Origin of the sequence: Okeania sp. SIO2B3 (genome assembly GCF_010672525.1) — a bacterium.
GTDB lineage: Bacteria > Cyanobacteriota > Cyanobacteriia > Cyanobacteriales > Microcoleaceae > Okeania.
Genome location: NZ_JAAHGH010000147.1, coordinates 1 through 14,300, shown reverse-complemented (window position 1 = coordinate 14,300; position 14,300 = coordinate 1). Strand labels below are relative to the sequence as shown.

Here is a 14,300-nt window from a genome sequence, read left to right as displayed (position 1 = left end):
GAAAAATCATTCTTACAATTCTTACTCCTACCTCCTCGCTCCCGAGCCTTTTCTCCTGTCTTCCCCTCCCCTCCTGGGAGGGGCTAGGGGTGGGTTGTCTCCTGTCTCCTACCCTCACCCATAAGACACTCAAAATCATCAAGAATTACTAGAGAACTATAGCACATGGGCTAAAGACTATGACCAAGAATTAGTAAATGATTGTAACTATGTAGCTCCTCAGAAAGTTGCGGCAGTATTATCTAGATTAGTTGCTAAAGATGCCCAAATGCTGGACGCTGGTGCTGGTACAGGTTTAGTCGGAGAAATTTTACATCAGAATGGTTACTCTAATTTAGAGGGGATGGATATTTCTCCTGAAATGTTAGAGGAGGCACGAAAAAAGAATGTCTATACTGCACTCTACCAAAAAGTTATGGGTGAACCCCTTGGTTTTCCCTCAGACTCCTTTGATGCCATTGTCAGTGTTGGTGTATTTACCTATGGACACGCGCCCAGTAGCTCTTTTGATGAGCTAATCCGAATTACCAAACCCGGAGGATATATTATTTTTACCATGCGTCTTGACTTTTACGAGAACAGTGATTTCAAACAAAAGTTGACTGCATTAGAAGAGTCTGGCAAATGGAAGTTATCAGAAGTTGGCTATCGCTTCTCTCCTTTGTCAACAGCTAAACCTGATGGTTATTATCGGATTTGGGTTTATCGGGTTAGCTAATAACTTCTGCCAAATTCTATACTCAATAAATTATAACATGATATCAAATCTGATACCATCGGTGTTATTCAGCATTAAAGATAAGAGTCTATATTGTAGGGGTGAATTGCCATTCACCCTTATACTTGGGTAACAAAGGTTATTAACTTACAGCATAGAGAACTGGATTATAGGGTGTTGATATCACCTCTGAAGGCTTAGTATCAGGTATAAACTTTTTCCAACTTCCAGAAGTTATTTTTGAGGAGTTACTCACGCGAGCGCCGTTTTCAAAATAAATATTTGTAATTGCCATTCTCGGTTGGGTAGTGCGGTTAGCTGCTGCACCATGAACGTTGAAGACGTGATGAAAACTCATTTCTCCTAGTTCAAAGGGGTCTCTATTGATCTTAATATTGTTTGATTGAAGTAGCCTGGCGATCCAGAAATCTTCCTTCTATAAAAACAGGACTTACGCATGACCACCAGGTTGTTAAACCCTTAGTCCTAAAAATGATGTGTAATTTCATCTTTTGCGTAAGTCCTGAAAATTTCATAATTTCCGATCTACTAAGTGCCACCTGGTCTTTTTGTACAATTCTAAAAGGTCTGAATTTCCATTTTTTTCTACAACCTTTTCTAACCAATCATAAATTAAGGCACAATTGACGTTTTTTTGAAAATGAATTTTACCAAACAAAACGGCTATATCTTTAAAGTTATAGCAATTGATAATGTTTGCTGCCAACTCTAACAAATTATTTAAATCTTCCTCACTAAAAGGTTCGCGAGGAACTGACTTCAACTCCTTTAATTTCAAAACAGATTTATCTTTGAATAAATCTTCCCAAGGTATTTGAGGATCGAAATCAAATTCAAAACGAAAGCGCGACTCTGAGGAAAAATTACAAACACTATGAACTAAAGAACCATCATGAAACACGATGTCTCCTAATTCTACATCGTATACTTCTTCTTCATAAGAATTCCAGCATTTTTCTTGAACTTTAACCGGAATGTACATACGGGTATAAATTTCTCCAATTTCCTCAGAACCATCAAGATAGTCTCGATGAGGAAGGAAAAAAGTTTCGCTTGTATATTCGTGAAGACGACATAGCTTCAAAAACTCCAGATGAAATGTATTTTTAACTAGGTTAGAAAGGTAACTTAATTTAATCCCAATATCTGTGATTTGAGCCGCACCTTCATACTTATATAAGTAGGCATCTTTAGGAGCACCAGATTGATTCCATAGAGGATAGGTTCTCATGAGTCCAGAAAAATCATCGGGATAAGAAACACAAGGAGCAATTTTTTGGCAAGCTAAGAGTTCTTCCTCAATTTTCAACCAATTCAGTTGCTCAAAAACATTACCAATAATTTTAGTTGTCAATTTATTTCCTCTCAAACTACATTTTTTGTTCAGTAATTACGCAATTTCTTAGACAACACGCTATTCGTAGGAGGCGAATGGCATTCGCCCCTAAAGATGGTTTATATTTTCTTATTTTGTGTAAGTCCTGTTGTTAATACCTAAAGCTTCTATGCCTAAGATTGTGCTAGAGTTTTTTCGCGATCGCCTTTATTTACAACTGTGAGTCCCCCATGATAATTGAGTAACTTGGAGTCATCTTTACCAATTTCAGCTAGACGAACTTGCCAATCTGAAACTTCTTCATAAGTTAGGTGGTGGGTATCGCAACTAGCTGCCCAAAACTCTCCGACAACTGAAGGATCTTCAATGCGGAGCAAACCTGACTTGGTTAAATAGTCCCACTGGGGTGTTCCGGGAATAGGAGAGATAGAATAGGAAGCCACCTGAAAATCTAGATCGGGATTAATTGATTTCAAGTCTTGACGAAGTTCCATGATGGACTCCTCAAGATATAACAATTCCTCGTGAGAATCCTGAGCCAATCCTACAATGACACCATAAACCAAAACTGGCAAACCAGCCCTAACAATGGAGCGCAACATATTACAATGTTGTTGCCAGGGTAGAATTTTAGCATAGGGTTGTTTACCCACCACAGGACGTTCCGCAGGAACATAGGCCAAAAAGCTACCTACCTTGCCATCCCAACCCCAGAGTGCTTCTACTAACTCTTCATCAGGAGTCAAGTCACTATGATCGTAATTGCGCCCACGACCGAGGGTTGCTTTCCTCAGTTCCAAACCATTCGGCCATAATAAGGGCATTCCCATTTCTCTTGCTCCCTGGATAATTTCGAGAATTTCTTCTCGTCCACCAGGAAAAAGGATACGCCCCAGGAATTGATCGGCAACCATCACTGTTGACTTTGCACCAGCTTTTTTCTGAATTTTCAACCATTCCAATGCTTTTTGGGGTGTCATCCGGCGATAACCTGTGCCATAGGTTGGTGTCTGACAAAAGTCACAAGTGCGATCGCAACCAATATCAGAAAATATTGAACCAATGGGTAGTAAGTCTTCGAGAAAACGCTCGCCAGAATATTCTGTACCGAAACATTGCCGAGCGACTTCTAGGGAAGGTAAAGACCAATCTTGGGGATTCAAAGCTCGATTTCGCTTGGGATATTTAGTTCCATCTGGAAAAATCACCCCATTGAGTGGTTCTCGAGGTGGTCGTCCCAAGACACTATCGAAAATAGACCAATTGGCAGCACCAGATTTATCTAGCACAACTACTGTTGCACCAGCTTGGAAATATGGTTCTGGGTCAGCGATCGCATCAGACCCACCTACAACAATTGGCTTTCCTCCCTTCGCCAGATGTTCGATAACCATACAGACAATCTCGCGTTCTTGCATAAAGTTAGCAGTAACGCCCCAAGCATCATAAGCATCTGGATCGATATCCCAAATCTTTTTACCTGAATAGACCTTTGTTAGGGTCGATCCTTTCCAAGCAACTTGACCAAATTCTTCTTCATAATCTCCATCTTTGAGATGAACAAGTTGGGCATCAAATCCCCCTGCTTGTAGATGAGCCAGCAAAACTTGTTTGCTAAGTAGAGGGTTGCGTTTGAACATTGGAGTCCAGTTTTTTCCGTTCGGATCGTACAATCCGAGAGCAGGAACTTCTATGAGTCCAATGGTAGGTGCTTGGTGAGATGCTGATTTCATAATAATCACTTTAATAGCTTTATTACTTTGAGAATCATTGATAGACTTATGTCTATGGATACTTGATGTTCTCAAAATATCTTAGAAAACTACTAAAAATCTTCAACTTCTCTAATATATTTCAGGACTTACGCAAAGACACTGTGTATAGAGTCCAGTAACTATTGGACAATAGTTATGAGTACTATATATAGCGTATCTGCGTAAGTCCTAATATTTGAACTAGCAAAGACATTGGCTTTACAGCGGTTTTCATTTGGATAGACCACAGTAGGGACTTTCTATGGAACGTCCCTACAAGGTTCTGCTTGTGAAGATGTGGTTCATCAATTTGAAAAGCGCTACAATCTCAATGAGGATAGAATTTTACGGCGTTGCTGATTGGTATAATTTTGCCCCCCTAGCCCCCCAAAATTGGGGGGAATAAAACTCTAAAAGTCCCCCTTTAATCCCCCTCCCGTCCCCCTTGGGAAGGGGGAAAGCCAGAGGATGCTGCGCATTTGAAGGATGGGAAGCCAGAGGATGCTGCGCTTTTTGTTGAATGGGGGATGCGCGGGGGCGAAGGCGAGAACCAAACAATCGCACATTCATACTTCAATTCAGCAACGCCAATTTTACAAGACTACTTGATTAGCTACTTTTTTCATATCACGAATAAGATCGTAATTACTATCTTCTACCTGAACCATCTTCATCATCTGTTCTGGTTCCAAAATGCTTCGACCTTCTGGAGTTTCGTGCAGATTCCAAAATGCTTGGCGAATTGACTCACGTAATGCTGAGGGGACATTTCTGGTAATCACCCACGGAGGAATAGGACTTGGCCCAAGGTTTTCAATCACACGCAGTTTGGACTGGAGTTGAGGCTTAGTCCGCAATTCTAGGTCCAGCACCATACTATCAATGGCAGCACCATCAACCCGATGCTCTAAGACCATTTCTATAGCTTGTAAGTGAGTTCCGGCTTCAATTACCTTTCCAAAATAACCATGGGTCTCACCTAGTTTGGCCAAATGATACTGGACTAGATTGTATCCTGAATGAGAACCCACATCGTTGTAACCCCATGATTTGCCTCGTAGATCCTCAAAAGCATTGTACTGGGAATCACGGTGGACAATGACATCTGAAAAGTAAATTGGCTGTTGTTGGTAACGTGGATGTTTCATAACTGGAGCTGCTACCAAGTCAACAGGTGAAATTTTACTGTCAATCTTCCGGACATAGTCTATTCCACAAATCCATCCTAGGTGAACTTCTTGTGCATCGAGCAGTTGATGTTTTTCTCGCCAATCAATATTATCTATAAAATCCGTGGCAATGTCCAGTTGCTTACTCAGATATTGAGTGATTTGGCGACAGGTACTGTCTGAATTTTCTGATAGTAGTGAAATAACTTTAAGAGTTTGAAACATTTTGATTTAATACAAGGCTATAGAAATTAGGACGAAACCAATTGCGATAACTTTTTCTCAAAACTAATCTAAAAATTGAACAAAAGTTTCACCATCAGGATATTCATTAATATTGGTGTAAAAAAGGGTAACTTCCTCATCAGTTTTAATATGTTTTTTGGCTATTAAGTGTGACCATACACCTACTTCATCTTCAATCCATTCAACATAAGAATTAGGGTCTTCTGCATGATTACAAAGAGAAGCTAAACCCAAGACAAAATATCCTTTGATTTTCTTAGTTGTAGCATATTCTAATGGCTGTACAAAATAATAGTCTAAGACTTCAGGTTAAAAGCCTTTCCTTTCAAGGGGAAAAAATTTATTTTTTCCTTTTAGTCAATCCTCTCCTTAAAACGGAGTGGTCATTATCAATTATCAATTATCCATTAATGAACACCTACTACTGTTCTGATTCTTGACACCAATTAGACAAATCTTCTAAACTACTAAAATTATCAATTGCTCTTCCTAAATTTTCTAACTTTTCCAGAGATAACTGTTGAATATTCTCTCTAATTATGGCAGGAATTTCTGCTGAAAATTTTCTCTCCAGTTGACCTAATATTAGTCTTTGCATTGACAACTTACCCGCTTCTAATCCTTGCTCTATTCCTTGTTGTCGTCCTTCTTCTCGTCCCTGTTCTCGTCCCTCCTGTCGAGCTAGCATAATTTGACCCGCACGGTCTTCTAAAAATACTTCCTGCTTGTGTACTTCCTCTAATTCTTTTCTTGATATATTTGCCAAATTAGCAATATTTAAAGCTTTTTATATCTCTTTTATTTCTGCTAAATTAGTAGGAATTACTTCTAAACTTGGAGCTGATTTCACAAAATAAATCCATTTATCTGCGATAGTTTCTAACTCTTCTAATTTTTTCGGAAACTTGGGTAATTCAACAAATCTCATTGCTATTTCTTCATCTGTATACTCAAATGATTTCTCTTTCTCCTGAAACACAAAATGATTAATATATCGATCTGTTTTCTCAAACATTTCAAAATCTGTAATTGTCAAAGCAATTACTGGTTTTAATCTTCGATATCCCTCTCCAGTGTCTAATTGATTCCCATAAGTTTTACATAGATTATAAACTACTCGCTTTTCAAATGCTGGAACGTTTAAAACTTGTATTTCAACTATCACATTTGAGCCATCATTTAAGAGGACTTTTACATCTAAATAAGTATCTTTTAAACTAATGGTATCTCCAGGATTATAGGGGTCGATTATTTCTAAATCTTGAATTATAGATTCACCAGAATATACCAAAGCATTCAAAAAACTAATTAAGATATCTTTACTCTCAGTGGAGCCAAATATTTTTTTGAAAGCAAAGTCTGTTTTTGGGCTAATAAATCTCATGATTTTACTATGTTGATTAGTAAGCATTCAGCGGTCAGCTATCAGCTATCAGCTATGAGTTATTAACTCATTATCTGGGAAGAAGGAATTAGTAGTCAAGGAGAATTAAAAGTTCTGTTAGCTCCGCATTCCGCAGGAAATGAAATATTTCTGTCCGCTAACCTTAGTATTTGCTTGATTCTTTAAAAAACTGATAGCTGTTTGCTAATAGCTGAATGCTTACTATTAATGCTTCTACCCCTGAACAATTCTAAAACCAGCGTGTTGATAAAAGTTCGGACGGAACCAATTACGATAATATTTCAATGCTTCTGTACCATTAGTTATCCAACATCCTCCTAACATCATATTATGTTTACTATCAAAAAATGGAGCTGAATAATCTTCATAGAGTTGATGAGTTTTATATCCTGAAAGAGGATTCAAATTATCAGTTAACCATTCCCAAACATTACCCCGTAAATCATATAATCCCGATTCATTTTTTGCTGTTTCTAATAAACCAACGGGAGAAGGAGAACCAAATTTAAAATTCAGATTGTAATTATCTGCTTCTGCTTCTTTACCATTACTATAAGTTGCTAAATTATATTCAGCTTCACTCATTAACCGAGTATTTTCACCTTTCCAACAACAATATGCCATTGCTTCATAATGATTAACTTCTACAGGCCAATCTAAAGGTAAATCTATTTCATCAAACATAGCTCGATATTTATAACCACCATTTTCAGGTATCCAAAATTTGGGATGTTTGATATTATTTTGAGTTTTCCAATGCCAACTTTCTTGAGTCCAAAAATCTTGATTTTCGTAACAACCAGACTTGACAAATTCTAGAAAATCTGAATTAGTAATTAAATATTTACTAGCAACAAAAGATGAGACTTCAACTTGGCGATCGCCATATTCTATATCCCAACCAAAAGTAGGATAATCTGCTGGTTTACCTATTTTTACTACCCCACCAGCAACTTCTATCATTTCATTGCTAAGTATCTCACCATTAGTAGGAGCATATTCCCAGTTACTAGGACGTTTGAGTTTTTCTACAGGTAGTTGCCGAAACAACATAGATGAAGTTTCGATATGAATGCGTTGATGTTCAATACCCATCATCAATGCCCACAGAGGATGATTTTGATGGATAGGGAGATTTAGAGGGGTTTTTTCAATTAGGTCTAATATGATTTGATAGACTTTTTCTCGATACTGCCAAACATCTTCAAGTTTAGGCCAGTTAATATGGGCGATCGCTTGGTCTAACTCTTCTGGTATTTCTGGGTCTACCCCTAGTTCAAATAAAATTTCGTAGTTAGGGTTGAGGCGTTTTTCTAATAATTCCACACGAATTAATTTATTGATGTAGAAAACTGCTGAATGTCCGAGATAAAAAATTAAAGGATTTCTCAAAGGGTCGGGATTAGAATAAAATGTTTCTTCACCGACTAGACTGTTCATCAAAATATCTTCAAGTTGCCAAGCATTATTAAAGTAATCAAGGATATCTTGACGTAGTCTATTGTTAGTTTGACTACTATTAAGTTTTGGTGGATTGATAGATTTCAGACTATTCATAATGTCAGAAAATTTATTTGTTCGGATATTTTTTTGATTAAAACTCTTAGACTTTAATAATTAGACAAGAGCTAAATTGGAATAGTGAGGTAGAAATCCTGGAACTTCTACCTCTATTGATCAAATAAGCCTTAATATTCATTTTTAAGCTTATTTCATCAATGTTTTTTCCTGAGAAATGTTGACATTAATTAATTTTTAAACAGTCAGCATTCAGCTATTAAAAAGAAAGTTTAAGTCGGTAATTTTTTACCTTTTTTTGACCTAGTGTTGTACAAACAAAGGAGAAGCTGTCAGCAATACTTTTAATATCAAACCAGCTTGATTGGATATAGAAAAAATCTCCAATCTTCATAACTACAGGACTTACCCATTAGGTAAGAAAAACTAGGATTTTAGATTGCTATCCGTTCCGGACTGCTCTGCAAACCCTGTCGGTCGCTTCGGAGGAAAATTAAGTTGTACTGCGTAAGTGCTAAACTACTAAATCTTTGTGATTTTCTTTCCTTCTGACTCCTGACTCCCGACTCCTAACTCCTGACTCCTAAAGACTTAATTCCTAACTGCTATTTCAAGCTTGACAAAGAATTAATCCAAACCACTTTTTAGGGTCTGTCCATACTTTTTTAACTTTAAGTCCTTTTGTTTCCAGCTCTGTTTGAATAACTGCTAAATCAAACTTGCGAGAAACTTCAGTAAGAATACTTTCTCCTTTCTCAAAATCAACCTTTAAATTTAGAATTTCTAAAGAGAAGGTGACATTTTCTTGACAATACAGACGCATTTCTATTTGAGATTTTCCTTGATTATAAATAGCTTTATGAGTAAATAAATCTAGGTCAAAATTTCCTTGGAAACGCCAATTCAAATGGGATAACATATTCAAATTAAAAGCAGCCGTAACTCCTTGACTATCGTTATAAGCTGGTTCTAAAATTCCTTTGGGTTTTTGTAAATCAATGCCAAGTAAAAAATAATTTCCTGGTCTTAAAGCATTAGCAACTTGGTTCAAAAAACGGTCGAATTCTTGTGGTGGAAAATTGCCAGCAGAACTTCCCAGAAAACAAATTGTTCTGTTTAGAGAAGTTCCTTCAAAAGAGGTTGGTGTAGGGTTTGATTTTAGATGAGCTAAAGTTTCATCATAAGTGCCAATAAATCCTTCAATAGAGAAATTTGGATATTCTTCTTGTAGCTCTAGTACGCTAGTTTTTAGTATTCCCCCACTTACATCAGTAGGTAAATATCTAAAAGAACCATCTATTTTTTGATAAGCATCTAACAAAAAGCGAGTTTTAGTCGAACTACCACTGCCTAATTCTACTAATTCACAACATCCAGTTAGTTGAGCAATTTCATCTGCATATTCTTCTAAAATAGAAGCTTCTGTACGAGTCGGATAATATTCAGGCAACTGACAAATATCTTCAAATAATTCTGAACCGCGATCGTCATAAAAATATTTTGGGGGTAAACTCTTGGGACTTTTTTTCAATCCGGCAATCACATCTTGTCCATCATTTTTTACTGCTTGATAGTTGTCATTGATAATGGTCAAAGGTTGTGAGGACATTGTTTAACTCCTACATAACAGGTTGGATAATCAAGAGTTTTTTGTTAACAAATTCTGGACAAAAATTTGTCATCATAAAATTCTTCTGGAAAAAATTTTAGTATAAATTTTCCTTGAAGTAAATGACTACCTTTGAGGAATAAAAGCAACATATAAATCTTTTAGTAGTTTTATGGATTGAATGGTCTATCGCGCAAGTAGGGAATACCAGACATGGGAAAAGGAAGAATTCATTAATGGATAATTGATAATGGATAATTGATAATTACCTCGGGTTTTAACCGCTACGGAATTGAATATAAGGAAATATTATTTCTTCTCTTGGTTGATTGGATATGGCGAGGTCCCCTCGCCATCCGGAGACCGCTTTTTTCCCCTTAAAAGGGGAGGCTTTAAACCATAATTATTTAATTATTAATTAGTTAATTATTCGGTAAAGAGAGAGGAAGGCTTAAAAGTCTGAAAAAAAACTTAGATTTCCTCTAGATATTCACTAGATATTTAAGCTTAGGTTTAAACAAAAGATCAAGTACGGACATGATATAAATGGTAGAATTCATTAATGGATAATTGATAATTACCTCGGGTTTTAACCGCTACGGAATTGAATATAAGGAAATATTATTTCTTCTCTTGGTTGATTGGATATGGCGAGGTCCCCTCGCCATCCGGAGACCGCTTTTTTACCCTTAAAAGGGGAGGCTTTAAACCATAATTATTTAATTATTAATTAGTTAATTATTCAGTAAGAAAGAAGGAAGAAACAAGAAGGAAGAAGGGATAATTTTAAAAAGAAATAGAAAACGATAAATATTTTTATCTAAAATAAATTGAAGTAGTTATTTTTAATACCAATTTCATAAACTTAAACAACACCGTTCATTAATTGATAATTGATAATTGATAATTACCTCTGTTTAAAACCGCTACGGAATTGAATATAAGGAAATATTATTTCTTCTCTTGGTTGATTGGATATGGCGAGGTCTCCTCCACATCTCTCGACTGCTTTTTTTCCTTAAAAGAGGAGGCTTTAAACCAAAATTATTTAATTATTAATTATTCGGGAAAAGTAATCTATCAAGCTGAAAAACCAAGACGTCATATATGTAGTTTTACTTGAGGAAGTTGGTATAAGCATATCTGAATTAATATATACCTTATTTTTAGCATTCTTTTTTCAAAGTGATATTAGATAAAAACAATAGACCTTGAATATTATTCATAATAAAACCAGCTTTTTCCCAAACAAAATTTTGGCTTAATTAACTAACTATAAAACTATCAATTTAGATAGATTATTTTGTTGACGAAGAGTAATTTTTTGGTATTGTTATAATATCCACTATTTATTGAATCTTTCAACGAGGAAAAAACATGAGCAATCTTATGACTAAGTTTTTCAGCAGTGTGTGGCATAAGTTCCCACAACAAATATCTAAATTAGTAGCTACATTAGTAATAACATTTGTCTTACTTTTTGTCGGCACAATTTTTCTACCAGTACCTTTCGCCCACGCAGCATATTCCCTATCTTGTAATGGATTGGATGCTGCTGCCAATCCTTATACAGCATCCTATCTAAATGGGTTATTTACTCAAGTCCGGTTTGATCGTTCTCCAGATTTACCCCCTGTAGTCTCGGAATTAACCTACGAGACTGTAAATGAGCAAGGTCAACCAATTTATCGAGGTGGTTACTTGGGAATGGCAGATGTAGTTCTTATCGATCTATCAGGAGGTAATGTCAAACCTGGTTCAGAAGTATCAGTATCAGTTGACAACCTCTGGAACCTAGAAAGGGGTATTTGTGGAGTGTAGTAAGTAAGCAAATTAACTTTTAAACTACCATCTGTAGGGGCGAATGGTATTCGCCCTATTTGCAGCGCTTCTCGTTATTATGAGGTACACCCCAAAGCGGGTAAAATGCCTGTACTACAATATTTTCATCATTTACCCTGTACCTCATTTGCCCGAAATATGCTGTATATGGTATTCGTCCTTGCTATTTATTCAGTAAGTTCTTTATTTTACTTAAATTAATTACCAAAATTTTCTGGCAATTCAATCTCAAAGTTTCTCAGCAAAAAAGCAAATTCGTCTGTAATTTCTTCAATAATTTTCGTAGTAGGTTTTCCTGCTCCATGACCTGCTTTAGTTTCAATTCTAATTAACACTGGATTATCTCCAATATGAGCTGCTTGTAAAGCAGAAATAAACTTAAAACTATGAGCTGGAACAACTCGATCATCATGGTCAGCAGTAGTAACTAAAGTTGGCGGATAAGATATTTCTGGCTTTAAATTATGTAGGGGAGAATAAGCATATAAAGCTTTAAATTCTTCTGGATTATCTGGAGAACCATAATCATCTACCCACGCCCAACCAATAGTAAACTTAGGGAAACGTAACATATCCATTACTCCTACTGCGGGTAAAGCTGCACCAAATAATTCTGGTTTTTGAGTCATACAAGCACCTACCAATAAACCACCATTACTTGCGCCAGTAATAGCTAATTTTTTCGATGAAGTCCACTTATTTTCAATCAACCATTCAGCAGCACTAATAAAGTCATCAAATACATTTTGTTTCTGTTGTTTTATTCCTGCTTTATGCCACTCTTCACCATATTCCTCACCTCCGCGAATATTGGCTATTGCATATACGCCACCCATCTCTAACCATACTAATCTACTAATAGAAAAGTTGGGAGTTATGGAAACATTAAATCCTCCATATCCATAGAGAATAGTTGGATTATTTCCATCCAGCTTTACACCTTTTTTGTGAGTAATAAACATTGGTACCCTTGTACCATCCTTACTACTATAAAAAATTTGCTTGGTTTCAAATTCATCAGGATTAAAATCTACAGTTGGTTGGCGATAAATTTTACTTTCACCACTTACCATATCGTACTGATAAATAGTTGAGGGAGTTGTGAAGCTAACATAACTATAAAATGTGGTTGTCTCGTGACGTTTACCATAAAAACCACCCACAGAAACAGTGCCAGGTAAATCGATATCTCGTACTGAAGAACCATCAAGATTAAATATTTTTACCTGAGTATGAGCATCTTTTAAATAGAAAGCAACAAACTGATTATTAAGTGTGCCTACTCCTCTCAATGTATCTATTTTTTCAGGAATAATTTCTTGCCATTTATCCTGATTTTCTCTTGTGACTAAAGAAGGAGATGGAGGATTATTAATATCAATGGCAATAACTCGTCTTTTCGGAGCATCAAAATCTGTGACAAACCAAAAGATATTATCATCATTATCTATCAGACGATATTCAGCTTCAAATTCACTAATTAGTTCTACTATCGGTGCTTCTTGTATAGTTAAATCCTGATAAAAAACCAAATTTTTGAGGTCTGTACTTTGCCAAACTGTAATAACTAAATACTTACTATCTTCTGTGACATAGCAATTAAAACTCCATTCTTTTCGCTCTGGTTTTTCATAAATTAGTACATCATCACTTTGAGGAGTTCCTAAACGATGGTAGTAAATTTTTTGTAAATAATTAGTTTCTTCTAATTCTCCTGCCTCTGGTTGTTCGTAGCGACTATAAAACAAACCTTGATTATCATTTTTCCAAGCTGGTACATTAAATTTTATCCATTGCAAAACATCTGGTAAATCTTCTCCTGTCTCAATATTTTTTATTCGCCATTCTTGCCAGTCTGAACCAGAATTAGAAATACCATAAGCGATTAATTTGCCATCTTTACTAATAGCAATTCCCGAAAGAGCGACTGTTCCATCTTCTGAGAATTTGTTGGGGTCTATCAAAACTTTTGGTTCAGCATCAAGAGTAGGCAAAGTGTATAAAATACTTTGATTTTGTAAACCATCATTCTTGTAATAAAAGTAGCGATCGCCTTCTTTAAAAGGAACGCTATATTTTTCATAATCCCAGATTTTAGTTAGTCGTTTTTTGATGTTTTTTCGTTCGGAAATTTCTGCAAGATAATTAAAGGTAATTTCATTTTGCGCCTTTACCCACTCTTGAGTTTCTTCTGAATTAGGGTCTTCTAACCATCGATAGGGGTCCGCCACTTCTACACCATGATAATTTTCTACTATGTCTGTTTTGTGGGTGATGGGATATGTTAGAGGTTCTTTTGGATATTTCATATTTTTGATTTGTGAATGGTTGATTTAATTTTATACCAGTTTTATATGAGCTTGCATAGAATGATTTACTCTATGGGAAATATTTCTTGGATTTTTGTCATTGTCAAATCAGGAAAATCTCAATATTGTTGATTTTTTTGGATAAGTTCTACAGTTGCCTAGAAAATTTTCAGTAGTGGAAGGGTGGAGAGATATAAATGATTTACTCTATGGCAAATATCTCTTGGGTTTTTCTCATTCCCACACCAGGAAAATCTCAATATTGTTGATTTTTTTGGATAAGTTCTACAGTTGCCTAGAAAATTTTCAGTAGTGGAAGGGTGGAGAGATATAAATGATTTACTCTATGGCAAATATCTCTTGGGTTTTTCTC

At 35.9% G+C, this 14,300-nt stretch carries 11 protein-coding genes and 1 pseudogene; 2 read left to right on the top strand and 10 right to left on the bottom strand.

All coding sequences use genetic code 11. The annotated features are described in order from the left end of the window. Positions 1-232: 232 nt before the first annotated feature. A pseudogene (locus F6K15_RS35245) lies at positions 233-718 on the top strand (class I SAM-dependent DNA methyltransferase); the annotation flags it as partial. A 142-nt stretch (positions 719-860) separates the two neighbouring features. Here F6K15_RS35245 and F6K15_RS35240 read toward each other — a convergent pair. The 9 genes from F6K15_RS35240 to egtD all read right to left on the bottom strand — a co-directional run bounded on the left by F6K15_RS35240 (position 861) and on the right by egtD (position 9,776). Continuing rightward, entirely contained in the window at positions 861-1,076 is a 216-nt protein-coding gene (locus tag F6K15_RS35240; RefSeq protein ID WP_293070369.1) for a hypothetical protein, read from the bottom strand. A 174-nt stretch (positions 1,077-1,250) separates the two neighbouring features. Further along, the gene (locus F6K15_RS35235; protein ID WP_293070367.1) at positions 1,251-2,093 is read right to left on the bottom strand and encodes an aspartyl/asparaginyl beta-hydroxylase domain-containing protein; all 843 of its coding nucleotides are present in this window, start codon (positions 2,091-2,093) and stop codon (positions 1,251-1,253) included. Positions 2,094-2,248: 155 nt separating this feature from the next. Continuing rightward, on the bottom strand, positions 2,249-3,808 hold the full coding sequence (locus F6K15_RS35230; protein WP_293070365.1) for a radical SAM protein: 1,560 nt from the start codon (positions 3,806-3,808) through the stop codon (positions 2,249-2,251). Positions 3,809-4,422: 614 nt separating this feature from the next. Beyond that, positions 4,423-5,223: a phosphate/phosphite/phosphonate ABC transporter substrate-binding protein gene (locus F6K15_RS35225; RefSeq protein WP_293070364.1), complete on the bottom strand. Its 801-nt coding sequence runs from the start codon at positions 5,221-5,223 to the stop codon at positions 4,423-4,425. Between the two features lie 63 nt (positions 5,224-5,286). Further along, on the bottom strand, positions 5,287-5,478 hold the full coding sequence (locus tag F6K15_RS35220) for an SET domain-containing protein-lysine N-methyltransferase (protein WP_293070362.1): 192 nt from the start codon (positions 5,476-5,478) through the stop codon (positions 5,287-5,289). Positions 5,479-5,665: 187 nt separating this feature from the next. Beyond that, positions 5,666-6,010, bottom strand: a complete 345-nt coding sequence (locus F6K15_RS38910) for a DUF4351 domain-containing protein (protein ID WP_363269399.1) — start codon at positions 6,008-6,010, stop codon at positions 5,666-5,668. A 21-nt stretch (positions 6,011-6,031) separates the two neighbouring features. Further along, a complete protein-coding gene (locus tag F6K15_RS38905) occupies positions 6,032-6,628 on the bottom strand; it encodes an Rpn family recombination-promoting nuclease/putative transposase (protein WP_363269397.1) in 597 nt (198 codons plus the stop codon). Positions 6,629-6,862: 234 nt separating this feature from the next. Continuing rightward, on the bottom strand, positions 6,863-8,206 hold the full coding sequence (gene ovoA / locus F6K15_RS35210; RefSeq protein ID WP_293070360.1) for a 5-histidylcysteine sulfoxide synthase: 1,344 nt from the start codon (positions 8,204-8,206) through the stop codon (positions 6,863-6,865). A gap of 571 nt (positions 8,207-8,777) precedes the next feature. Then, entirely contained in the window at positions 8,778-9,776 is a 999-nt protein-coding gene (gene egtD, locus F6K15_RS35205) for an L-histidine N(alpha)-methyltransferase (RefSeq protein ID WP_293070358.1), read from the bottom strand. A 1,389-nt stretch (positions 9,777-11,165) separates the two neighbouring features. Between egtD and F6K15_RS35200 the strand changes: the two genes are divergently transcribed. Next, positions 11,166-11,597, top strand: a complete 432-nt coding sequence (locus F6K15_RS35200) for a hypothetical protein (RefSeq protein ID WP_293070356.1) — start codon at positions 11,166-11,168, stop codon at positions 11,595-11,597. 218 nt (positions 11,598-11,815) lie between these two features. Here the strand turns inward: F6K15_RS35200 and F6K15_RS35195 are convergent, their stop codons facing one another. Further along, on the bottom strand, positions 11,816-13,927 hold the full coding sequence (locus F6K15_RS35195; RefSeq protein WP_293070354.1) for a prolyl oligopeptidase family protein: 2,112 nt from the start codon (positions 13,925-13,927) through the stop codon (positions 11,816-11,818). Between the last annotated feature and the right edge of the window lie 373 nt (positions 13,928-14,300).